This is a genomic window from Levilactobacillus lanxiensis (assembly GCF_016861655.1).
Classification (GTDB): domain Bacteria; phylum Bacillota; class Bacilli; order Lactobacillales; family Lactobacillaceae; genus Levilactobacillus; species Levilactobacillus lanxiensis.
Genome location: NZ_BOLN01000007.1, coordinates 109,150 through 133,000 on the forward strand (window position 1 = coordinate 109,150; position 23,851 = coordinate 133,000).

The 23,851-nt window shown below is 51.7% G+C and carries 19 protein-coding genes; 15 read left to right on the forward strand and 4 right to left on the reverse strand.

Annotation, left to right across the window (positions count from 1 at the left end; translation table 11 throughout):
- Nucleotides 1–9 precede the first annotated feature (9 nt).
- The 3 genes from JUF22_RS09580 to JUF22_RS09590 all read left to right on the forward strand — a co-directional run bounded on the left by JUF22_RS09580 (nt 10) and on the right by JUF22_RS09590 (nt 3,602).
- Nucleotides 10–729: a glycosyltransferase family 2 protein gene (locus JUF22_RS09580; protein WP_236000758.1), complete on the forward strand. Its 720-nt coding sequence runs from the start codon at nt 10–12 to the stop codon at nt 727–729.
- 128 nt (nt 730–857) lie between these two features.
- A complete protein-coding gene (locus JUF22_RS09585; RefSeq protein ID WP_203646007.1) occupies nt 858–2,708 on the forward strand; it encodes a hypothetical protein in 1,851 nt (616 codons plus the stop codon).
- A 21-nt stretch (nt 2,709–2,729) separates the two neighbouring features.
- Complete coding sequence (locus JUF22_RS09590; RefSeq protein ID WP_203646009.1) at nt 2,730–3,602, forward strand: zinc metalloprotease; 873 nt, start codon at nt 2,730–2,732, stop codon at nt 3,600–3,602.
- Nucleotides 3,603–3,790: 188 nt separating this feature from the next.
- Here JUF22_RS09590 and JUF22_RS09595 read toward each other — a convergent pair whose 3' ends face one another.
- Complete coding sequence (locus JUF22_RS09595) at nt 3,791–4,426, reverse strand: copper homeostasis protein CutC (RefSeq protein ID WP_236000757.1); 636 nt, start codon at nt 4,424–4,426, stop codon at nt 3,791–3,793.
- A gap of 710 nt (nt 4,427–5,136) precedes the next feature.
- Here JUF22_RS09595 and JUF22_RS09600 point away from each other — a divergent pair.
- Both JUF22_RS09600 and JUF22_RS09605 read left to right on the forward strand, forming a co-directional pair.
- On the forward strand, nt 5,137–6,321 hold the full coding sequence (locus tag JUF22_RS09600) for an AI-2E family transporter (protein WP_203646011.1): 1,185 nt from the start codon (nt 5,137–5,139) through the stop codon (nt 6,319–6,321).
- Nucleotides 6,308–7,162 carry a methyltransferase domain-containing protein gene (locus JUF22_RS09605; protein WP_203646013.1) on the forward strand — a complete coding sequence of 285 codons (855 nt, stop codon included), beginning with the start codon at nt 6,308–6,310 and terminating at the stop codon, nt 7,160–7,162. The genes JUF22_RS09600 and JUF22_RS09605 overlap by 14 nt, the downstream gene beginning before the upstream one ends.
- Before the next feature lie 270 nt (nt 7,163–7,432).
- On the opposite strand, the gene JUF22_RS09610 is transcribed toward JUF22_RS09605, so the two are convergent.
- Together JUF22_RS09610 and JUF22_RS09615 are read right to left on the reverse strand one after the other, a co-directional pair.
- On the reverse strand, nt 7,433–8,485 hold the full coding sequence (locus JUF22_RS09610; protein ID WP_203646015.1) for an Ig-like domain-containing protein: 1,053 nt from the start codon (nt 8,483–8,485) through the stop codon (nt 7,433–7,435).
- A 459-nt stretch (nt 8,486–8,944) separates the two neighbouring features.
- On the reverse strand, nt 8,945–10,177 hold the full coding sequence (locus JUF22_RS09615) for an Ig-like domain-containing protein (RefSeq protein ID WP_203646017.1): 1,233 nt from the start codon (nt 10,175–10,177) through the stop codon (nt 8,945–8,947).
- A gap of 698 nt (nt 10,178–10,875) precedes the next feature.
- On the opposite strand from JUF22_RS09615, the gene JUF22_RS09620 reads away from it, so the two are divergent.
- The 4 genes from JUF22_RS09620 (at nt 10,876) to JUF22_RS09635 (ending at nt 16,144) form a co-directional block, all read left to right on the forward strand.
- Entirely contained in the window at nt 10,876–11,388 is a 513-nt protein-coding gene (locus JUF22_RS09620; RefSeq protein ID WP_125763106.1) for a tRNA (cytidine(34)-2'-O)-methyltransferase, read from the forward strand.
- A gap of 18 nt (nt 11,389–11,406) precedes the next feature.
- Nucleotides 11,407–13,752 (forward strand): DNA translocase FtsK, encoded by a 2,346-nt coding sequence (locus JUF22_RS09625; RefSeq protein ID WP_203646019.1) that lies wholly within the window; start codon nt 11,407–11,409, stop codon nt 13,750–13,752.
- A gap of 565 nt (nt 13,753–14,317) precedes the next feature.
- The gene (locus JUF22_RS09630) at nt 14,318–15,640 is read left to right on the forward strand and encodes a DUF5776 domain-containing protein (protein WP_203646020.1); all 1,323 of its coding nucleotides are present in this window, start codon (nt 14,318–14,320) and stop codon (nt 15,638–15,640) included.
- Nucleotides 15,641–15,781: 141 nt separating this feature from the next.
- Nucleotides 15,782–16,144, forward strand: a complete 363-nt coding sequence (locus JUF22_RS09635) for a hypothetical protein (RefSeq protein WP_203646021.1) — start codon at nt 15,782–15,784, stop codon at nt 16,142–16,144.
- A 234-nt stretch (nt 16,145–16,378) separates the two neighbouring features.
- Here the strand turns inward: JUF22_RS09635 and JUF22_RS09640 are convergent, their stop codons facing one another.
- On the reverse strand, nt 16,379–16,501 hold the full coding sequence (locus tag JUF22_RS09640) for a DUF4044 domain-containing protein (protein ID WP_125577081.1): 123 nt from the start codon (nt 16,499–16,501) through the stop codon (nt 16,379–16,381).
- An 800-nt stretch (nt 16,502–17,301) separates the two neighbouring features.
- Between JUF22_RS09640 and JUF22_RS09645 the strand changes: the two genes are divergently transcribed.
- From JUF22_RS09645 to mraY, 6 genes are all read left to right on the forward strand, one after another.
- Nucleotides 17,302–17,655: a DUF3397 family protein gene (locus tag JUF22_RS09645; protein ID WP_203646022.1), complete on the forward strand. Its 354-nt coding sequence runs from the start codon at nt 17,302–17,304 to the stop codon at nt 17,653–17,655.
- A 201-nt stretch (nt 17,656–17,856) separates the two neighbouring features.
- Nucleotides 17,857–18,288, forward strand: coding sequence for a division/cell wall cluster transcriptional repressor MraZ (gene mraZ, locus JUF22_RS09650; RefSeq protein WP_125763100.1), 432 nt, complete (start codon nt 17,857–17,859; stop codon nt 18,286–18,288).
- Nucleotides 18,289–18,310: 22 nt separating this feature from the next.
- Nucleotides 18,311–19,255: a 16S rRNA (cytosine(1402)-N(4))-methyltransferase RsmH gene (gene rsmH, locus JUF22_RS09655; RefSeq protein WP_203646023.1), complete on the forward strand. Its 945-nt coding sequence runs from the start codon at nt 18,311–18,313 to the stop codon at nt 19,253–19,255.
- Between the two features lie 42 nt (nt 19,256–19,297).
- Nucleotides 19,298–19,699, forward strand: coding sequence for a cell division protein FtsL (gene ftsL, locus JUF22_RS09660; RefSeq protein WP_203646024.1), 402 nt, complete (start codon nt 19,298–19,300; stop codon nt 19,697–19,699).
- On the forward strand, nt 19,699–21,858 hold the full coding sequence (locus tag JUF22_RS09665; RefSeq protein WP_203646025.1) for a penicillin-binding transpeptidase domain-containing protein: 2,160 nt from the start codon (nt 19,699–19,701) through the stop codon (nt 21,856–21,858). The genes ftsL and JUF22_RS09665 overlap by 1 nt, the downstream gene beginning before the upstream one ends.
- Nucleotides 21,859–21,883: 25 nt before the next feature.
- Nucleotides 21,884–22,855 (forward strand): phospho-N-acetylmuramoyl-pentapeptide-transferase, encoded by a 972-nt coding sequence (gene mraY, locus JUF22_RS09670; RefSeq protein WP_373306112.1) that lies wholly within the window; start codon nt 21,884–21,886, stop codon nt 22,853–22,855.
- Nucleotides 22,856–23,851: the final 996 nt, after the last annotated feature.

Below are 23,851 nucleotides of genomic sequence, written 5' to 3' on the forward strand. Positions count from 1 at the left end.
TTGCAGGTTGTGATTACGATGGCGGGACAGGGCTCACGCTTTAGAAAGGTGGGTTACACCGTTCCCAAACATGAAATCGAGGTCCGGGGCAAGAGTCTCTTCGAGTGGGCCATGCTCTCCTTAAAGGATTTCGTGAATGAAAAATTTGTCTTCGTCGTACGGGAAGGCCAGTATCAGCCGGATAATCTCCGCAAGCTGATTCAAAAGGCCGGCATTCACCGTTACAAGATTGTGACGGTCGCCGAAGTGACCCGTGGGCAGGCGGCGACCGTGATGGCGGCGGCGTCCGTCTTGAATCCCAAGGATAGCCTGGCGGTTTACAACATCGACACGTATGTCTTGCCCGGCCACATTCTCCGTGAGGACTTACGAGACTGCGACGGCAACCTGACAACCTTTACGGCCCCCGGTGACCACTGGTCCTTCGTGGAACTGGACGACGCGGGTAAGGTTACGGACGTGGTGGAAAAGCGGCGCGTCTCAGAGCACGCGTCGGTGGGCTTCTACTACTTCAATACCTTCGGCGACTTCGTAGAGATTTATCGACACTACGGGGATGCCATCCAGGCGGAGTACGGCGAGATCTACGTGGCACCAATGTATCACTACCTGCTCAAGCAACAGGCGAAAATCACCTATACGGACATCCCGTTTAACACGGTGCATGTTCTGGGGACGCCAGAGGAACTAGCAGTGTTTAAGGAACAATCAGTGACTGAATCTATTTAGGGTGAACGTGATTGATTAGAATATTAATTGGTAATTGGAAAGTATAGCGGGATGAACGAGCCCTGCTGACCCGAGCAGAGATGCTGAGTTAGTGGGGCTTGTCGCTAAGAGATAGTGGGGGCGAAAATATGCGTTCTGTCTGGGCAATGGTGTGTGGCACCGTTCGAGACCAAGTGGATTTTAGTTTAATGATGGACTACCTGTTACAGTGTCGGGAACAAGGGATTATTCAAGGTATCGTTGTCAGTACCTGGGTCCATGAGTTTGATGAATTAAGTGATCTACAAATGAAACTGGCGATGAACAATGTTGAGGTGATTATGTCACCTACCAATGACCAGTTGGTCGGCGATATGGGAGCCAATTCAGTTAATTACTGGCGTCAGGCGAAACAGATGCAGGCGGCCTTGGATGTTATTCCAACTGATGCCATTGTCTTGAAGACCCGGACAGATCGGGCACTTCCGGCGACACGGAAGTTGATTGCGATGCTAGACGAGGCTGACGCGTTACCATCCGTGGCGGAACAAGCTGAAGAGCGGCAATTAACGGGGATTCCCCAGGTCTTTGACCATCAGATTGCGATTTTTAAGGCTCGTACGGGAAGACTGCTACAGTTTACGGATTTTGCGTTCATGGGGTATAGCAAAGATATTCGTAAGCTGATCAATTTTGACATCGCGGACTTTGCCTTCACTCGGTCCATTGTGGCCAACATTCAATTCTTCATCTACCCTTTCATTCGAGATTATCCGGTGATTCGGGATTACTATCGGGTCATTGATTTCTATCCTTTGTTGAAGGATTTGGCCCACTACACGGAGAATGGCGGCACTCAGTTTCCAAAGTTTTTGGAACGGGTTTACGCGGCTTACTTCGGCCTGTTAGCGCTTCACTTTCGAATTGGGACGTTGGGTGATCCGGAAAGATTGGGCGAAGTGACCATGCCAATTGAGTTCCCAGACTTGTTTCACTCAGGGCAACATCGACATTTGGTTCACGATGCGTTGGGGGTGACGCTTAATTCGCAAGCAGTTTTGGATCAATTTATGAAGCAAGCGGATTCTTTGGACGAAGAGCAGCCGACTAAACGGTGGTGGCAACGTAAGCAGGACGTGGCTGAAGAACAGCCAACGGTTCAGCTAGAATCGACCAAGCAAGTTCTATATGGCATTAAACATCTGTCTGCTGACATGCTTGACCGGGTAACTGAGCCCGAATTGAATGAGCTAAAGGTCTTTGCGGAAAACAAAGATTTTTCAACTCACCATTGGCTGCGCATCAGTCGTGCCACATTGACGGAACAACCACAGGCCTATCAACAGTCGGTGCGCTACGAACTGCCGGGAATCAGTAAGGCAGAGCAAGTGGCGTTGTGGGAAAAATGTGAGGACAGCGAAAACCCTAGTCGCGAGCTCTACCGGTATTGGCAGCATCATGATATTCAACCGCGTGATACGCCAGCTTACCTGTTGAATAGTGCCCGAACGGATAATCGGTTTAGTATTTTAACGTTGTCACGTTTATTACGGCAGGGTGTTTTGAACGAGAAGACGGCGGCAGAGGCGCTACGCATCAATAATTTCTTTGCCAGTTTCCATGTGCGACATGGCCAGATGAATGCGGAAACGGCCTGTTACGTGTTGGCACGGTATTTGTACCTGGTTGAAAACGGGTTAAAGATTCCAGCAATGGCGACGGAACAAACCAAGTATGTCTTTAAACGTTACTTGCCTGGAAAGTTTGACACCTTTAAATCATTGGTCACACAGCCAGAAAAAATGGTTGTCTTCTTCGACGAGGCCATTGCCGCACGTCAAGGTAAAGGCCAGACAGCCGCTAGACAACGGGTACTTGAAATGGCGTTAGAGGTCACGCACGAGCACAAGTATTGGTCGCTGCTGGAACCGATGTTTAATGGGAAGTACAAGGGTTATGAGTATGCTTATCAGTATGGGATTAAGTGGGAACTACTTTAATGATGAAGGCGGGGCTGACAGATGAAAATTATTAAACGGGTCGTCCTACTCGTCCTCCTAGCGGCCGTTGTCGGCACCGCCATGTGGGGGATGACCAAGATGTACCGGGCCATGTTTGGCAATAATCACTATTACCAGCGGTCACGCGCATACACGACGCAGGATAGTCTGCTTAACCAGAAAATGATTTCACGGTCCAAGATGGTACAGCTGACCAACCTGACGCATGGCACGCAGTACACGGGCAACACGAGCCTGGACCAAGCGGCGAAGACCTATCGTTACCAGGTAGGCAAGGAGAAAATTAGTAACTTTATGGGAACGGATGCGACTCTCCAGCTCTACACGGAGTCCAAGCTCATGACCAAGTCAATGGTGCAGGATGCGGCGACCTTTTGGAACACCTTAGCTGGTCAAAAAATTGTGACGGTGGTGGCTAGTGCCAAGCAGAGTGACGAGGTCATTCACGACACGAAGACCGATGACAAATCGCTAGGGGGCCAGACCTATGACCGCCAGGGGATGGTCTTCCACCCGGCCAATTGGAAATCGGCGGGTCTGTCCACTGCTGAAGAACAAGATTGGCGCGAAGCCGTTTTGATTCGTGAAATTGGACACGCGTTGGGACTACCGAGTTTAGGTGGTGGTAAGTTGGGGAATAATGCCTTTGTTCACGGGAAGATTGGCTCAGAAGTCATGAGCTACTGGTCCGTGGGCAGTGCGGCTCCCGCCATCAATAAGCAGGGGGTCAAGAGCACGGCCATGGATGGTGCGGCCTTGGCGTTAGCCGGATTAAGTTGGAAACGGCCCCAACGTCTAGCGCAATGGGTATACACGGATCAAACGCCATTCGTGCTGTATCATGATGGCAAAATCAGTTCCACGTTCAAATAAAAGAGTTTGGGAAAGCGGACGAAGCGGGTCGAGCAGCGACCATGAAGATAAACTCCCGGGAAAATGCGGTTTCTCGGTTGAGATAAATGCATGCGGCAACTCATGGTCGAAGGGCGTTCGTGAGACAAAAAAGAGACGGTAGCGGTGAACACTAAGTTCACAACTACTGTCTCTTTGAATGTCACAAGCTAAAATTTTAAAATCTGTTGGCCATAAACCAGGTTCACGTGTAAGTCATCCGCAACCTGTTGGGCATCCGCAGCGGTGACATCGGCCGGAACCAATGTCACGCCATCTGCGTCGGCCAAACGTTTGCTGGCAACCCAGTCGGCTTGACGGTCATCGCTGGCTGTGCCGGCACTCAAGACGCGGTCGACACCTTGGCTGGCTAACCAGTCTAGTGCCGTGCCCCGGTCTTGGGGCCGAATCTGGTCGAAGGCTTGGCCAAACGTCAGCGTCATTCCACCAGCGGCGGCAATCAACGTGCTGAGCACCTCGACGTCCAGCTGGTGTTGATCGGTGAGGGCACCAAAGATGGCGCCGTCCACACCCAATTGTTGGGCTTCCAACAGGTCGGCTTCCATCATCTTGATTTCCACGCCGTTGTAGGGCGTGTTGCCACCACGAGGGGCGATGATCAGGTCTAAGGACACCTGGTGTTCGTGGGCGTAACGGACGGCTTCGGCCATGACCCCCTTGCTAACGGTCGTGCCACCCACGGCCAAATTGTCGGCTAGCGCCACGTGTTTGGCGCCGGCGCGAATGGCAGCGGGGAGGTCAGTATAATTTTCTAGTAACGGTTCAACTAAGAGCAAAATCGTCATCCTTTCTCTGCTTGCTCTGCGCAAGCGGCTAACAGTATGGTACAATATATCCACTCTGGTTAAGCTTATAGGCCGTTCCCGACGGCGGGTTCAAAACGCCCTGCTATGGGGCCGGTTCCAGCCTGGAAAGCGGGCTTCCACCTCGACTTTGAGCCACAAAGTGGTCTCAAAGGTCGTCCCGTGGGCTAGGTCGGACAAAAACTCCGACCAAGACCACCGCCACAGCTGGGCATTTTGCCCCGCCTCTGGTCACTGACGCTGGCACCTCGCGGCTTTTTTATCATCCTTAAGGTGGGTCCTGCCAGTTGGATTGGGAACAATCGCTGCCGTTCCCGGCGGCGGATTCAAGCCACCCTGCTGTGGGGCCGGTCCCAGCCTGAGAGGCGGGCTGGGACCTCGACTTTGAGCCAAAAGGCGGTCTCAAAGGTCGTCCCATGCTCTAAGCTGTGGAAAACGCTCAGCTAAGACCATCGACACAGCTGTGTGGCTTGATCCGCCTCTGGTCACTCAGACTGGCCACGCATTTTCCCGTCCTCGGAGCTGCTTAGCGGTTGACCGGGAACGGCCAGTAACCAACTGAAAACGTTAGCTAGCTGACTAGTGGTGGCCCTTAATGGGTTTAACCAGTCGGACTTACCTAATCATCACAGCTAACCAATGAATCACAGCTTAATCTCAAAGCTCATTTAATCATTCAAGGAGTGACGCATTTGAAATCGGAATCCAAACAACACCGGTCGTGGTTTTGGAGCTGGGTCGTGAACAATCGGCTAGTTTCCATTCTAACAATCACGCTCCTTATTTTACTCATTTTACTGGTCCTAAGTAAAGTCCCTTGGCTCGCGACGCCGTTTATTTTAGTGGGACAGATTCTGGGACTGCCTATCATCCTGGCCGGCATCGGGTATTACCTGATGAATCCGGTGGTGGATCGGCTGGAAAAGCGGGGCGTTCACCGGAGTTGGTCGATCATTGGCCTCTTCATTGTCGTGGCGCTTCTGCTGGCCTGGGGCGTCGTTAGTCTGATTCCCATGGTACAACGGCAAACCACGACGCTAATCACCGAGTGGCCGCATTACTGGAATCAGCTCACACGGACCAGTATGCAGTGGCTCCAGGATGACCGGCTCGACGGGGTACGCAAGCAGTTGGATCAGTTTAACCAACAGCTGTCGGACAGTTCATCGTCCGCCTTGTCCAGTCTAGCCAAGAATACGGTCAGCTCGGTCGGCGGGATCGTCAGTCGCGTGGTGTCCATTGTGGTCGCCATCGTGACGGCGCCGTTCATTTTATTTTATCTCTTGCGCGACGGGCACCAGTTGCCCGACTATTTAGCCCGCCTGTTACCGGTGAGCCGGCGCAAGTCCGTGGTCACGTTACTGCGGGAAATGAACCGCCAAGTCAGTAACTACGTGCGGGGCCAGCTGGTCGTGGCGTTTATCGTGGCCGTGCTGTTCTACATTGGGTTCCTAATCGTGGGGTTAAAATTTGCGCTGCTATTGGGCATCGTCGCTGGGGTGCTGAACCTGATCCCTTACCTGGGGTCGTTTCTCGCCATGATTCCAGCGGTGGTGGTCGCGGCGTTCGTGTCACCATGGATGCTGGTGAAGGTCCTCATCGTCTTTATCGTTGAACAAACGTTGGAAGGTCGAATCATTTCGCCACTAGTCCTGGGGAGCTCCCTGAAAATTCATCCGTTAACGATTATTTTTATCTTACTGATTGCCGGTAAGGCCTTTGGCGTGGTCGGTGTGGTCCTGGGGATTCCGGGGTACGCCGTCATCCGGGTCGTGGCAACCGAATTTTTCCATTGGTATCAGACATTTGTCGGCGGCTACGAAGAACCGCAGCCCGTCGTGACAGAAACAGGAGAGAAGCCACATGAAGAAGATTGATCAAGCGGCGACATTTTTAGCCGCGCACACCCAGCTCTTTCGCTGCCCGGTGTGTTTAGAACCTTACGCGACCGTTGAAGGCCACAGTCTGATTTGCCCCAACGGCCATAACGTTGACCTGTCCAAGAAGGGGACGCTGTACTTTATGCAGCGCGCCGTGGCCAGTGAATATGACAACGACATGTTAGCCGCTCGGCGGCGCATGCTCCAGGCCGGCCTGTTTGCGGGCATCACGGACGCCTTTGCGGCCAAATTACCCGCCGGTCCCCAGACGATTTTGGATGTCGGTTGTGGTGAGGGAACGCCGCTCGATGACGTGCTGAAACACCGGAACAGCCAGGATGCCGCGGTCGGCTTTGATTTATCCAAGCCCGGCATCAACCTCGCCACGCAACTGGACAATGACGCCTTCTTCTGTGTGGCCGACCTGGCCCAGATGCCGTTCGCAGATCACCAGTTTACGGCGATTTTGGACCTGTTTTCGCCATCGGCCTACAACGAGTTCAACCGGGTACTAGCGCCTGGTGGCAAATTGCTAAAGGTGATTCCTAATCCGGATTACCTGATTGAACTGCGCCAGGCCATCTTCCCAGCCGGCAGTGCGCACGCCAGCTACGACAACAGCAACGTGCTGGATCTGTTCCAGAAACACTATCCTACCGCGACCGTAGAACGGATTCGCTACCAAGTCCCCGTTCCAACCGAACTTTTCGCCGACTTGATGCTGATGACACCGATGCACTGGGGTGCCGATGAGGCCCGCTTGGCTGAGGTCAAGGCCAATCCGTTCCCAGCCATCACCGTCGACGTGACCCTGTTAACCGCTGAGGGCGTGAAGTAAAACGTTTAAAGAAAGCGATAAAAAATGCTTGTGAACCTGACAGGACAGTGTTATATTTATCGATGAGAAATCGTTTGGCAGTTGACATCAGTGAAAGCTGTTGGTGGCTGACAAGTAGCACTTCACTAAAGTAGTCCCTCGCCGTGCCCACACCGAGGAGCTGCTTTTTCTTTTGTCCTAAAATAACTCGCAAATGCCCCGAAGACGGTTGCCTTCGGGGCATTTGTAGTATGACATGGGTTTGGTAAGATTAAGGCTGGTCAGTTGACGTTATCGACGCTTACAATTTCGTAGACTGAGGGCCCCACCGGTCAAACTAGCTAACAAGAGGGTGAGTCCGGCGACGAGGATGCCAGTGGATTTGCGATCACTCGTCTGTGGTAAGGTCGTGGATGGATAGGTCGCTGCGACATGACCGGTAGTGGGGGGCGTGGTTGGCGATTGTCCTGTTGCGTGGTGATCGATGGCTGCGGAATGGTCAGAGCTGGGACTGCCATGGCCAGGGGTGATGGCTACGGTTTGAGTCCCCCCGGTTGGTTTAAAGATTGGCTTGCCAGGCTTGTTAAACGTCGGCTTCGTTGGTTTGCCGGGGACGGTCACACCAGGGTAGCCGGGGTCGTTGGGCGTAATAACGGGCGTTTCGGGCTCTGGAACGATTGGCTCAGGTTTAACGGGTGGGTAGGTGACGCCAGGCGTGGAAGTTCCAGGGATTTCGCCGCCAGGCTTTTCAGTCCCAGGTCCTTCAACGCCGGGTGCTTCAGGCCCGCCAGGTTCTTCAACGCCAGGAACTTCAGGTCCGGGTTCCTCAGGGCCTGGTTCACCGGTTCCGGGTTCTTCGGGGTTGGTCGGTGGGACAACTTCCTCAGGCTGGCCAGCGCCATAGACTTCAACGGAAATGTAACCACTCTTAAGGTAATCGTGCATCGCAAAGAAATTGGTGAAGGTACAGACGCCAACGTGACTGCCAATGGTAACGTCCCATTTGCCAATGATGGCCTTGCCGTCGTAACTGCTCATGTCAAAGGAGCGGGTCCGGGTAATGTTGACGTTCTTAGGAATATAGAAATACATGGTATCACCGGCATTGACCTTCTCGGCCTGGCTGATGGACCAACTGTACTTAACGTTGTAAACATTGTCTACGGGTAAGACCTCGGTGTGTGACATGACTTTTCCACCGGGGACACTGACAATTTTAGCGTCAGGCTCGCTAGTTCCCTTAGCTGGAATGACACGCGCGTAGGCTTGGGTAGGTGAGCCAAATAAAAAGATGAGTGCTAGGCTGGAGGTAACCAGTAGCGCAAGTTTTGTTCTTCGTCGCATGTTTTCTCCTCCTATCAGACTGAAATATTGCTCCTCTCCGATACCCATAAGTTAACACGTTTATACGCTAAACATTAGTATCTTGATTGGTTCGTTAAGTGACTCTTAGTTGTCCAATTGTTGTTTTGACGGGGGTTATGTAGGGCGGTGGAGAAGTGCAATCATGGTTTAGTTGACAAATATATTTCTGTGGTGAAACTATTATGCATCTGGTGAAATGGGTGTAAGTGGCCTGTTTCTAGGCACCAACGACGTGCAAAACAGGTGAAACAGTTTGGCCGATAATATATCGGTTGAGTTAGCTGGCTGAGACTAGCGAATAAGTCTGACAAAAGCCCCGAAGACGGATGCCTTCGGGGCTTTTGTGTTGTGACATGGGTTTGGTAAGGTCAAGGCCAATCAGCTGAGCGAGCTAATGGTCGGCTGATTGACCTTAACGTTAGGGGGGAGTGGGGGTCATTAGTGCTTACGATCTCGTAAGCTGAGGAACCCACCGGTCAAGCTAGTTAATAAGAGGGCGAGCCCAGCGACGATGATGCCAGCAGATTGGTGATCACCAGTCTGTGGTAAGGTCGTGGATGGATAGGTCGCTGCGGCGTGACTAGCAGCGGGGGTCGTCGTGGTTGGCGATTGTCCCGTTGCGTGGTTGTTAATGGCCGCACTGGTTGTAGGATGACTGGCCGTGCCGCTGCCTTGGCCGCTAGGGGTGATGGCCGCGGTTTGACCACCGGATTGCGTCGACGTCGTTGGTTTGTGAACAGGCTTCCCGGGCTTGTTGAACGTTGGCTTCGTTGGCTTGCCGGGAACGGTCACACTAGGATAGCCGGGATCATTGGGTGTAATGACGGGTGTTTCGGGTTCTGGAACCACTGGCCCAGGCGTAACGGGTGGGTAGGTGACACCAGGTGTGGTGGTTCCGGGAATCTCGCCAGCTGGATTTTCACCGCCAGGCTTTTCAGGATTGGGTTCTTCGATACCAGGTCCCTCAATACCGGGTGCTTCAGGACCACCAGGTTCCTCGGGTCCAGGCGTTTCGGTTCCAGGTACTTCAGGCCCAGGTTCCTCGACGCCAGGTGCTTCGGGGCCACCGGGTTCCTCAGGTCCGGGTGTTTCAGTTCCAGGGATTTCTGGTCCGGGTTCCTCAACTCCAGGAACTTCTGGTCCAGGTTCTCCGGGATTGGGTTCCTCGGTGCCAGGCTCTTCTGGGTTGGTCACTGGTGGTGTCACTTCTTCGGGTTCACCCGCGCCACGGACTTCAAAGGAAATATAACCTTCCTTACGGTACTTGTGCGTGGCAAAGAAATTGTTGAAGGTGCAGACGCCAACGTGACTGCCAATGGTGACGGTCGTTTTGCCAACGCTGGCCTTGCCATCGTAACTGGCCATGTTAAAGGACCGGGTCCGGGTAACGTTGACGTTCTTAGGAATATAGAAATTCATGGTGTCGCCGGCGTTGACCTTGACGGTGTTACCGATGGACCAGAAATACTTGACGTCATAGACGCCTTCCTCAGGTAAGACCGCGGTATGCGACATCTCTTCCTGACCAGGGTCGGTGAGAATAGTCGCATCAGGTTCATTGGTTCCACTAGATGGGATAACGCGCGCGTAGGCTTTAGTAGGTGATTCAAATAAAAAGATGAGTGCCAGGCTGGAGGTAACCAGTAGCGCAAATTTTGTTCTTCTTCGCATGTTTTTTCCTCCTATCAGGCTGAAATATTGCCCCCTCCGACACCCATAAGTTAACACGTTTATACGCTCAACATTAGTATTTTAATTTGTTCGTTAAGTGACCCTTGGTTGCGTAATTGTTGATTTGATAGGGATTACGTAGAATGACGGAGAAGGGCCGTGATGTTTTGGTTGACAAACATGTTTCTGGAGTAAAACTATTAGGTACGTGTTTAAATGGCTGTAAGTGGCCTGATTCTAGCTGTAGACGACGTGTGAAACGGGTGGAATAAGTTAGGGGGTAATATGCTGGTTTAGGGCAGTAGCTGGTTAAAATTATCTGGACGTCGATGGTGGTACAGAGAATAAGTCTGATAAGGGGGGGGATGTGGTAATCGTAAAATTCAAGATCGATGTGAGTGACCAGAGGCGGATCAAGGTGACCAGCTGTGTCGATGGTCTTAGCTGAGTGATTTTCTCAGGTTAGACCATGGGACAACCTTTGAGACCGCTCTTTGGCTCAAAGTTGAGGTGGAAGCCAGCTCCTCAGGCTGGAACCGGCCCCATAGCAGGGCCCCTTGAATCCGCCGCCGGGAACGGAAAATCAATCGCGCAATTTTTACGGTTACCAAGCGTTCAGCCCTTGTCAAAGACCCTGGGGAATGGCTATAATAATGGGACAGAACGAATGTTTGACAACAGAACGGAGAAGAGAATTTATGAGTAATCACATCGCGTTATTTGAACCCCTGTTTCCCGCCAACACCGGGAACATCGCCCGGACCTGTGCTGGGACCGACACCGTCTTAGATTTGATCAAGCCCCTCGGTTTTTCCGTTGACGACGCCCACTTAAAACGGGCTGGCCTGGACTACTGGGACAAAGTCGACGTTCGCTACCATGAGAATTTGCCAGCGTTTTTAGAAACGATTCCAGACCCCACCCAACTGTACTTGGTTTCCAAATTTGCGGACCAAGACTACACGGAACCCGATTACAGCGTCAACGAGAATGATCATTACTTCTTATTTGGCAAGGAAACGACGGGCCTGCCTGAACCCTTCATGCGCAAGCACGCTGAAAAATGCATCCGGATTCCCCAAGACGACACCCATATTCGGGCCCTGAACCTCTCAAACAGTGCGGCCATCGTGATCTACGAAGTCCTGCGCCAACAGGCCTTTCCTAACCTGGAACGGGTCCACACGTATCCGCACGACAAATTAAAGTAAGCGAAAGGAGGCAGTCGGTTGGCTACCAAACGAAAAACGACCCGGCGTCGCCCAACCACTAAGCGCAAGCCGGCTCGCCGCAAATCAACAAAGCAACAACCGTTTCCCTATACCGCAAACGTTATTGGCCTGGTCCTGATTGCTTTAGCGGGACTGGGTCTCTTTAACCTCGGGCTCCTCGGCACGCTGGCCGCCAATCTGGTACGGCTGGTGGTGGGGGATACCTACGAATTTGGCCTGATTCTGGTGGCCGCGGTGGGGGTCGCACTGACCATCACCGGCACGCTACCCCGGATTGCCCGCCACTATTTAGTTGGTGGGGGCTTGATCTATAGCGGCTGGCTGCTCTGGATGAGCGCCAACCACTTTATTGCCGTCGACATTCACAGTCAGTTTTTACCCACGATTTGGCACGCCGGCCTGGCGGACCTGGTCACGGGTGGCCTGACGTCTCAGCTTGGCGGTGGCCTGGTCGGTACGCTACTCCTGAGCGTGATTGCGTGGCTGATTGCGTTGGTCGGGTCGCAGATTGCGGCCTGGCTGATCATGCTGGGTGGGGTCATCGTCTTCTTCCAGATTCCCCTGGCCAGCATCGAACACTGGCTCCAGACGGTCTGGTCTACGCTCCGGCATGGGCTACAGGCCAGTGGCACGGCCCTGAAAAATGGGGGCGAACGCGTCAAGGAGCGGCAGGCCAAACGCAGTGAACAAAAGCCGACGGTTACCGTTACAACGCCTATGGATCCGGACAAGAAGGATTTGCCCGAACCGAAGCCACAGCCAACGCCTAAGCCGGAACCAGAACCGAGCTACCACATCACGGTGGCTGCGGATGCGACCAGCAAGAAGCCTGCCAAATCAACGACCGACGCGCCAGAGGATACGGCCGTGGCCGATGCCTTGGCTAGCAGTACGCCGGTCGACCCGAACTATCAGTTACCAACGGCGGACCTGTTGAAGCAGGTGCCACCGGCTGATCAGACCGAAGAAGTTAACGCCATCGATGCCAATACCAAAATTTTAAAGCAAACGCTCGACAGTTTTGGCGTCGATGCCGAAGTGAAAAACGTGAGCCTGGGGCCGTCCGTGACCGAGTATGAATTGCACCCGGCCATCGGGGTCAAGGTTTCACGTATCGTGAATTTAGCCGACGACCTGGCCTTAGCCCTGGCCGCCAAAGGGATTCGGATTCAAGCGCCGATCCCCGGCAAATCCTTGATTGGGATTGAAGTTCCCAACAAGGAAGTCTCCACCGTGGCCTTTCGTGACGTGGTCGAGGCTCAGCCGCCGCACCCCAACAAGCCGTTGGAGGTGCCGCTGGGTCGGAACGTGACCGGGGAAGTCGTGACCATGGACCTCACCAAGATGCCGCACCTGCTGATTGCGGGGGCGACGGGGAGTGGGAAGTCCGTGGCCATCAACGGCATTATTACCAGTATGTTGATGAATGCCCGGCCCGACCAGCTGAAATTGATGCTGATTGACCCGAAGAAAGTGGAACTCAGCGTATACAATGGGATTCCCCATTTGCTAACGCCCGTGGTTTCCGAACCCAAGAAGGCTGCGCGAGCGCTGCACAAGGTCGTGGCTGAAATGGAACGCCGCTACGAACTGTTCTCACAGTTTGGGCAACGAAAAATTTCCGGCTACAACGCCTTCGTGCAAAAGGCCAACGCCGAGGACGACCAAGCGCGGCCAATGTTGCCGTACATCGTGGTCGTCGTCGATGAATTGGCTGACTTGATGATGACGGTCTCCAGCGAAGTTGAAGACGCCATCATCCGGTTAGCACAAATGGGCCGGGCCGCCGGGGTCCACATGATTTTGGCCACGCAACGGCCATCCGTTGACGTCATTACCGGTCTGATCAAGGCCAACGTGCCATCGCGGATTGCCTTTGCCGTGTCCAGTGGGATTGACTCCCGGACGATTTTGGATACAAATGGGGCCGAAAAGCTGTTGGGTCGCGGGGATATGCTGTATCAACCCGTCGACGCCAACTCGCCGGTCCGAGTCCAGGGGGCCTTTATCCCGGATGAAGATGTGTCCAGCGTGGTTGAATTCATCAAGCAACAACAGTCTGCGGACTACGATGAGGACATGATGGTCAGCGATGAGGAAATCCAACAGGAAGAGGCTGGCGACAGCGATGATGAGCTGTTCGATGAAGCATTGAGCTTTGTGGTCGATCAACAAAAGGCCAGCACCTCGCTGCTACAACGACGCTTCCGGATTGGCTATAACCGCGCCGCCCGCATCATGGATGATTTGGAACAACGTGGTTACATTGGACCGCAGGAGGGGAGCAAGCCCCGCCAAGTCTACAAGCAACCAGACAACCCGGACCAACCCAACGACCAGTAGGTTTTACGCCATTGATTCGCCTTGCCGGGCGGTACCAATGAACCGGAACGCTGTGGGCGGACGTCCGAAGCCAAAAAGCGGTCTTCGAACTTACTTTGAACCTCAAAGGTCGAGTTTCAAAGATACCAATTCTCTAAGCGGCAAGAATCGCCACTGAGAGAATTCCCACGGCTGAGTTCATTGGTACCGCCCTATCGGCTGAAATTGGTTTAAACCGATTGGTCGTTGCTGGTCAGGGTGGTTGACGCGGTTATGATAATTTCTAAGTTGTTTAATTAAAATAGGGTTTCAAGTCTGTTTTTTCAGATTTGAAACCCTATTTGTCTACTTTGGCAACCAAACTATTGATATTTTTTGAGTCCTTTTAAGTGGGAAAACAGTGGTTGCAATCAGTTTGTTTTTCCCACGGTTAATGGCAAGTCCATGCTACTTAACGATTTGAATATGAATGTCATCGTTAGATTGGCGTGAATAATATTCGCACCTAATTTTAATACGCCTGGTAAAATATTTAGTATCATATTAAAGGTGTAAGCGCTATACTAAAAGTGGGAGATGGTTTACAATGAAAAACAAATTGATTAAGCACGCTATTATCGGTTTAGGGGTAATGGCCGTAACATTAAGTCTAGGGATGTTTGTAGGAAATACAACCTCAGCATTCGCTGATGATTCGGATACCACTACAACTGCGAATGAAGATAATCAACCTGTTCTCTTTAACTTGCTCTTTCAACCCACCAATGGTGATGCAATAGAAATTACCGGGTCGTCTATGATGTTTGACATTAACCAGTCAGGAATAGTGAAGATGAATGATTTTTTGAAAAAGAGTTTTGATGGTAGATTTATTAAGGGAAAATCAGCTTACGATGAATTGGACATTGTTTTTCGGTATGCAGACAAGCCATCGGAAAAAGAGCAAGGGATTTCTGAGCTAAAGAAGATTTGGGATTCTGAAGGTTTGGATGATACCGCATTTGATGAGTCAGCTTCTGAAGAATTTAATGCAGCATGTTCTATGATTACTAACGATCATCTTCAAGATATGACCGTTGATTTTGCCAAGACACGAGATGAGGCAACAAAAAACAAAGTTGTCTTCTCTAAACTGGATATTCCCGATTCTGATACAGGTGCAACGTATAAAGCTCAAAATTTTTATGTTTATTTGAAGCCCAAAGTGATTAGTAGTCCTGTTGTCGACCGGTCCAGTTTGACTGCTGATTCACAGGCAAGCATAACTGTGGGACAAACGGTTGATGCTGATACGTTTAACGCGAAGGCTACCAACAGTGCAGGTGACAGCATTCCAGTCACGGTTGACACAAGCAAGGCTGACCTCAAGAAGCCAGGCACCTATTCGGTCATCCTTACTGCGGCGAACGGTGAAACTAAAACGGTGACTTTGACCGTTCAGCCTGCCTCAAGTCCTGTAGTTCCTCAGAAAAAGGCAGTTTACGCGTTAAAAAAGATTTACTTGTATCAGAAGCCAACGTTTAACCAACACCAGCGACTAGCAACTTACGTTAAGACGAACCGGACCAAGCGGCCGATGTTTGTGGTTGTGGGCTATGCGCGTTCCAATTCTGGTTTGCTGCGTTACCAGGTGAAGGATGCCGCGGGCAAGACTGGTTATATTACGGCTAAATCTGCTTTTATCGCACCCGTCTATTATCAAAAGTCCGTTAAGCAAATCAAAGTTTTAAACAAGAAAGGTATTAACAGCTATCAAGATTTGAAGTTAACCGAGGCTGGGAAACACGTGAAAATGGGTGCTACACTGAAAGTTATTGGTTTAAAGCATTATCACTTAACAACCCGTTTTGAATTAAGTAACGGGCAATATGTGAGTGCCAATAAAAAGTTAGTTATCGCGGTTAAATAAGTTCTAATACTAATGTGATGGACCATCACCCATCAGTAAATAATTCAAATAACTTAACTGAGTCTCTCCCGAATCACCTAAATCGTTGGTGATACTGGCCACCAGGGGTATCCTGTGGGTCAGACGGGGGAGGCTTTTTCTATGGAATTAGGGACTTGGTCCGACTGGTTTGAAGCGGTCGGCGAACTATTGGCGGTTGTGGTGGCACTGTTTCTGCCAGTCTATCAGGAACGCAAGCAGCAACGGTTGACGCGCCAACGGGTCAGTCGTAACGTGCAACGACTGACGGTGTCGTTACTGGGAACGACCCGGAACAGCGCGACTTGGGAAGCGGATTTTCACACGCTGAAGACCATCCTACAACTATACAGGGCCTTACTGACCGACGACCGGGGCGCCTCCATCGTTGCGTTGGGGGAACAACTCGTGATTGCTGTGGCGGAGCCGGTCCCAGATCAACCGACCATCTCAAAACTGTTAGCGCAATTAGAGGCGTGCAAGTAAAAAGGGAACCGCCAACCGAATTGCGTTGACGCGTCCCATTTTTATTTGTGAACAAACTAATAAGTTAAGTTTCTGACCCAACTGGGGCCGAAAAAATACCGGAGTCAAGGGAAACACAGAACGATTGAAAAATTAATTAATATTCGTTGCGGGTAGCGATACTTGATTCTAAAAGAGGTTACCAGCGCAGAAAAAAAGCCGCCAACATTCGACTGAATGTGACGACGACCCATGCTAGCCCATTAATCCTAATGAAGAAATGGCACCGAAGACCAGAGATCCAATGGTTGCGATGATCATGATCCAAACGAAAACGTTCGTGATTTTTTGAAATGTTGATTTTTTCTTTTTTTCCATGCGGAAGTAGCCACCTCTTTGCGTCTAGATTACTCAATTAGTTTACCGTGGCAACGTCAGAATTGCAACCGCCACGCAAAAGTTGTCGCGAAAACGTAAAACCGGGCCGTCACGACGGGGAGTACGACCTGTTTTCACAGTAACTCGTTGCGAGATGCTGAGATACCTCTGCAGAGAATTAGCGTCGGAAAATAAAACGGTTGCTGGCGAACGGCAGAGGGGTGTCTAGTGAACAAAGTTTAAGAAGCGTTAACGTTCTGTCCAGTGATTGCAACGTTCGCTAGAAATCCTTATAATTAAACGGAAGTATTCAAGAACGGCGCGACCGGTTTCATGTTGGCACGTTCCCGGGATGGTGAAAATGAACCGGTAAGTGATTGCCGTTCCCGGCGGCGGATCCAAGACGCCTCTGGTCGCTCAGACTTGCGAATCATTTTTCATGGTGGTTGTTCCACCAATCTTTTACTGAAACGTGTCATGTCTTCAGGACAATAGTAGTGGCATGTGACCTAGCCGTTACCGGAATAAAACTGTCGTGGACACGGGGGTGTGATGGTTTAACCGTGTGTCAGCCGGAAGGTCGGTGAAAATAGGCTTAGCCGTGGGAATTTTAGCAGCGGCGTCACCGCTGTTAAATTAGGTGACTTTAAGACGCGACCCTTGCGGCTTAAAGCAAGGTGGGAGACCGTTCTTTGGCTCCCGCCGTCCGCCCACCGCGTTCCGGCCTATTTTCACCGACCTGGAGGCGCGAACCACCGCACAAGTTAAAACAAGCAAACAAAAAATAAGGGGGAAGTCGCATGACGTTTTGGACCTCGCCGGCGGGCACGCTGGCCATCCTAGTCATCGGCTGGCTGTTGATTCGGGGCGTTAAGCGCCTGCTGAAGAAACACTGGCCAGCACAATTGAACACGTGGGACCTGATGGCGCCGATCTTTATCGGCACGTCACTCCTTTTGATTCCAGCAGGAGCGGGGCAGATTTTACCGTGGCTGATCATCGGGTGGATGGCCATTGGTATCGTTGTGACACTTTTGCAAGCGATTCACAACAAAGAGTTACTTTACTCGACCTTTTTCCGAACATTCTGGCGGCTGACGGACCTGTATTGGGTCGTTGGATTTGCCGCGTGTTTTTTAGTGGTTATTGGCTAAATTAATGCATAAATATTAATTTTTTTGGTTATCGACTCATTTTTAGTAAGCGTTGTAAAACGCGCTAGGCCACGGTGAACACTTGTTCGCTGTGGCCTTTTTAAGTTTTGTGGGGAAATTTATAAAAATTCGGAAACGTTGTGGTAGAAAGTGGGGGGGTGTGGTAAACTTGGTGATAGTTACAAATGGGAGTGATTGGCTATGTTTATGGGGGAGTTTGAACATTCTATCGACACCAAAGGCCGGCTGATCATTCCCGCCAAGTTTCGGGAACAATTGGGCGACCAATTTGTTGTCACTCGGGGCATGGATGGCTGTTTATTCGGTTATCCCATGCCAGAGTGGGGAGCACTGCAAGAGAAATTGAAAGCCTTGCCAGTCAATCGCAAGGATGCCCGGGCCTTTGTCCGGTTTTTCTACTCAGCAGCAACGGAATGCGAGCTCGATAAACAGGGCCGCATCAACCTCCCCAAATCACTCCGCGACCACGCAGCGTTAACCAAACAGTGTGTGATTGTCGGGGTTGCAAATCGCTTTGAAATTTGGAGTGCCGACCGGTGGCAGGACTTTTCCACCACGGCAGAAGAAGACTTCGACGATATTGCTGAAAATCTCATTGATTTTGGCATGTAACGTTTAAGAAAGGAGAGTGTTTATGGAAGACTTTCATCACGTAACGGTATTACTTAAAGAAGCGGTGGCTGGGTTAGCCATTAAGCCAACTGGCACCTATGTTGACTGCACTCTCGGTGGCGGCGGCCATAGCCAGCGCATCCTTGAGCAGTTGACGACCGGTCATCTGTACGCCTTTGACCAAGATCAAACGGCGATTACCTACAACGAAGAACACTTAAAAAAATACATCGATGAGGGCAAATTAACCTTTATCAAGAGCAATTTCCGGGACATCCAAGCCCAACTCAATCAGCGGGGAATCACCGCGGTTGACGGCATCTTGTATGACCTGGGAGTTTCCTCCCCCCAATTTGACGAGGCGGACCGTGGCTTTAGTTATCAACATGACGCACCGTTAGATATGCGGATGGATCAGAGCCAGAAACTCACGGCCTGGATTGTGGTCAACGAATGGGAATTTAACGATCTCATGCGAATCTTCCACCGGTATGGCGAAGAAAAGTTTGCCAAGCCGATTGCCAGAGCCATTGAACGGCACCGGGCAACCGCGCCGATCGATACAACTGGTCAGCTGGTTGAAATCATCAAGGAAGGGATTCCTGCTGCGGCACGTCGTCACGGCGGCCATCCTGCCAAGAAGGTGTTCCAAGCCATCCGCATCGCCGTTAACGACGAACTGGGGGCCCTGGAAGACTCCTTGGAACAAGCTGTTTCACTCATGGACTTGAACGGCCGTATCAGTGTTATTACCTTCCAGTCCTTGGAAGACCGACTGGTCAAGACCATGTTCCGGGAAAAATCCTCGTTGCCTGATTTACCCCAAGGCTTACCTGTGATTCCGGACAACTTACAACCTGATTTCAAACTAGTCAATCGCAAACCTATTTTGCCGTCTGAGGAAGAATTAGCGGCGAACCACCGCGCACATAGCGCAAAGCTCAGAATTTTAGAAAAAATTAAGTAGTCTTACCAAATCTATTAATTCGACATAGGAAGATGATTATTTATGGCGCAGAATAATTTAGCTGAAGCGGTTCCCCTCGAAGCGGAACCCCAACAACGCCCAAACATAGAACAGCCGCAACGTCAGGCTCAGCCCCGGGTCGCCCCACAAGGCAATCCGAGCAGCCAAAAGTTGCCGATTTCTAAATTCGAAAAATGCCTGTTAACCGCCTGCGGCTTAGTTTTAGCCGTCCTGATGGTTTGTGTTGTGTCATCCAAAATTACTATGACCAACGCGCAGCACAACCTGCAGAGCATCAATAACCGCATCACGACCGTGCAGAACCACAACACGAACGCGCAACAACAGATCAATGAGTTGCAGAGTCGTAGTCGGCTTGATAAAATTGCTAAGAAGCAAGGCTTGATTTTAGAAAATGCCAGAATAAGGAATGTAAACAAATAATGAAAGATTCCCACGAGCGTCAAACGACAAATCAGCAACCCGGCAGAAACCGCAAGCATTTTGGGCAGTTTCTGTTTTACGCTATCTGCGTGTTGTTTATTTTTGTTGTTTGCCGCTTTTCGTATATCGCAATCGGTAAGAATGTCCAGAACGTCAATCTGAGTTCCCAGGCGCAAAAGCTCTACACTGCCAACGAAACACTGAAAGCCAAGCGGGGCACTATTTATGATGCCAACGGCCAGGCTATTGCCGAAGACACCAGTGTCTACTCACTCTATGTGGTGCTGGACAAGCGGCAAAAGGGTGTGGACGGGCAGAAGCTTTACGCCACGAATAAGCCTAAGATTGCGCGCGTTTTGGCAAAGTACTTGCCCATCAGCGAGAAGAAGGCCCTAAAGGCGTTGAACCCCAGCAATCGCAACACGTTCCAAGTTGAATTTGGGACGGCGGGGCAAAACATTTCGTTGACCACTAAGCAGAAAATTCAAAAGGCCCATCTTAACGGGGTCAATTTTATTCAACAGGAAGCCCGGCTGTATCCTAATGGGATTTTCGCTTCCCATCTAGTGGGACTGGCCGAGTCGAAGACCAACAAGGCGGGGGAGACCACGCTGACCGGGACCATGGGGCTCGAGCAGGCGTTTAACAAAGAACTGACCGGGACCAATGGCTCGCAAAAAATCAAGAAGGATATGTACGGTTACCAGTTACCGGGGACCAAGCAGAAATCCAAGAAGGCCAAGAACGGCGATAACGTCTACACGACGCTCGATACGCGACTCCAGACCTTGTTGGAAACGGAAATGAGCAGCGTCCAAGACCAGGTCAAGGCCAACTCGATGAACGCGGTCCTGATGAACGCCAAGACCGGTGCGATTCTCGCCGCCACGCAGCGACCAACCTTTAATGCGTCTACCAAGGCGGGCCTCAGCCAAATTTGGCGGGATACCTTGGTTCAGGATGCCTACGAACCCGGTTCAACCATGAAGGTCTTCACCATGGCGGCCTCCATTGACAGCGGCAATTACAACGGGAACGCGACCTATCAATCCGGGAAATATGCCATCGGTAATCAAATTGTCCCTGACTGGAATACGTCTGGTTGGGGAACCATTACCTACGACAAAGGGTTTGCCCTGTCTAGTAACGTGGCCATGGCGCACCTGGAACAACAGATGGGCGCCAAGACCTGGAAGAAGTACATTGACCGTTTCCGGTTCCTGAAGAGCACCCATTCCGGCTTGCCGGGTGAGTTGTCCGGGAGCATTGCCTTCCAGCGGCCGATTGAACAGGCCGACACGTCCTTTGGCCAAGGGATTCAGGTCACCTTCTTCCAGATGTTACAGGGGCTGACAGCCGTCAGCAACAACGGGAAGATGATGAAACCTTACGTCATCAGTAAGGTCACCGACCCGAACACCAACAAGACCGTCGCCAAGTACTCGCCGAAGACCGTGGGTAACCCCATTTCAGCCAAAACGGCTAAAGCGGTTCGGAAACACATGGAAGATGTCGTCTATAAGAGTTATGGTATTGGGGGCGACTATAAAATGAGTGGCGAACGGGTCGCTGTCAAGACCGGTACCGCTCAGGTCAGTAACGGGAGCGGGTACTTGTCGGGTGACGACAGCTACCTGTACTCCGTCGCCGCCATGGTGCCCGCTAGCAATCCCAAGTACGTGATGTACATCACCATGAAACAGCCGCACTTGGGCAGTAAGACCGCCACGCAGCTGTTGGCTTCGATCATGAAGCCGGTCATGGCGCGGGCCCTCCAAGAGGATGCCCAAACGACCAAATCAGCTAGCGCCAAGATGCCCGCCGTGACAGGGAAGTCGACCACCAGTGCCTCAAGCGCACTGACCAAGGCCGGCGCCACGGTGACCATCCTGGGAACGGGGAGTAAAGTGCTGAGCCAATCGGTCAAGACGGGGACCACGCTCTATAATGGGCAACGGGTCTTCCTGAAGACCGGTGGCGCCGTCGCACTGCCAAGTTTAACCGGCTGGTCCAAGGGTGATGTGGTAAAATTAGCACAGATAGAAGGATTGAAACTGACCGTGTCCGGTGACGGGTACGTGACGAAACAAAGCGTGAAGGCTGGCACCAGTGTCGGCTCCGGCGCGGGGCTCACGGTCACGTTGAAACAAAACAAATAAAAGAGAATGAGGATTGAGTCGAACAATGATGAATGTGATTTTACCCCTGTTGGGTGGATTTGTTATAACGGCGGCGTTTATGCCGTCATTGATCCGGTACTTCCGGGCGCGGCACGAAGGCCAAATGATTCGTGAAGAGGGTCCCACGTGGCACGAAAAGAAATCAGGAACTCCAACCATGGGGGGCCTGTTATTCATTGTTGCCATTGCGGTGATGACACTCGCGACGAGCTGGATCGTTGGCCCACACCATGTGTTGTCGACCACGTGGATCTTACTGTTCATCCTGGTCTTATACGGCGCCTTAGGGGCGTGGGATGACAGCATCAAGCTGTTTCACCGGCAAAATGAAGGCTTAAAGGCCTGGCAAAAACTACTGGGACAAATCGTTGGGGCACTGATCTTATTCTGGGTCTACACCCACGAACAACTCCCAATGGCTCTGCACGTTCCGGGGATGGGCAACTGGCACATGAGTGGCTGGTATGCCGTCTTCGTCATTATTTGGTTAGTTGGCTTCAGTAATGCGGTTAACCTGTCCGATGGCCTCGATGGCCTGGTGAGTGGGTTGGCCAGCATTGCCTTTGCGGCTTACGGAATCGTTGCCTGGGACCAGCACCAACTCAACATCGCTATTTTCTGTTTTGCCGTAGTCGGCAGTCTTCTCGGTTTTCTCATCTTTAATCACAAACCAGCCAAAATCTTCATGGGTGACACTGGGTCATTGGCCTTAGGTGGTGCCTTAGCAGCCGTGTCAATTCTGTTGCATCATGAATTGTCCTTGCTGTGGATTGGCCTGGTCTTTGTGATTGAGACGGCGAGTGTTATTTTGCAAGTTGCCTCATTTAAGCTAACGGGTAAGCGAATTTTCCTGATGAGTCCGATTCACCATCACTTCGAAATGAAGGGGTGGAGTGAATGGAAGATTGATTTGACTTTCTGGGGAATTGGGTTGATTACCGCGGTTACTGGCTTGTGGGTCATCTTACCAAGGTAGAGCTGCGACTGTGGTGGGGCTAACCCGCGCGCCGCAGGTTAGCCCCTTTTTTAGGTTCTCTGGGCGGGCTTGTTACCGCTGCGCTGGCCAGGTGCTCTCACCCTATGGGGACCGGGCCAAGCCGAAAGGCGGTCTTGGCCCTCGCTTTGAGCCATCGAAAACCACAATGTCTCAAAGTCGTCCCAGTCTGTAAGGTCGGCAGAAAACGCCGACCAACAGCCTCGACACAGGGTTTCGCACCTGTCCAGCTCCGCTGAAATAGCGGCGGCCAGAGAACCTAAAAAGAGACTGCCTGCTTGTTTGGTGTTGTGGGTGTTGGTTGGATTGGCTTAGGGCTGGGATTAGGTTGACTGCGCTGGCCAGGTGCTCTCACCCTATGGGGACCGGGCCAAGCCAAAGGGCGGTCTTGGCCCTCGCTTTGAGCCATTGAAAATCACAATGTCTCAAAGTCGTCCCAGTCTGTAAGGCCGGCAGAAAACGCCGACCAACAGCCTCGACACAGGGTTTCGCACCTGTCCAGCTCCGCTGAAATGGCGGCGGCCAGAGGACCTAAAAAATGGGCTGGCTGCTTGTTTGGCGTTGTGGGTGGCTGGTTAGATTGGTTTAGGGCTGGGATTGAGTTGACTGTGCTGGACAGGTGCTCTCACCCTATGGGGACCGGGCCAAGCCGAAGGGCGGTCTTGGCCCTCGCTTTGAGCCATTGGAAACCACAATGTCTCAAAGTCGTCCCAGTCTGTAAGGCCGGCAAGTATCGCCGACCAACAGCCTCGACACAGGTTTTCGCAACTGTCCAGCTCCGCTGAAATGGCGGCGGCCAGAGAACCTAAAACGGACTGTCTGCTTGTTTGGTGTGGTGGGTGTTGGTGAGATTGGCTTAGCCCGTAGAACCAAAAAAATTGGACTGGATAATTTTTTTGCCCCTCTTAGGAGCTGGCTGATCATTTTGGTTTAGTCCGTAAAATCTACCACATACAGATTATTCCGGCTGATTATATG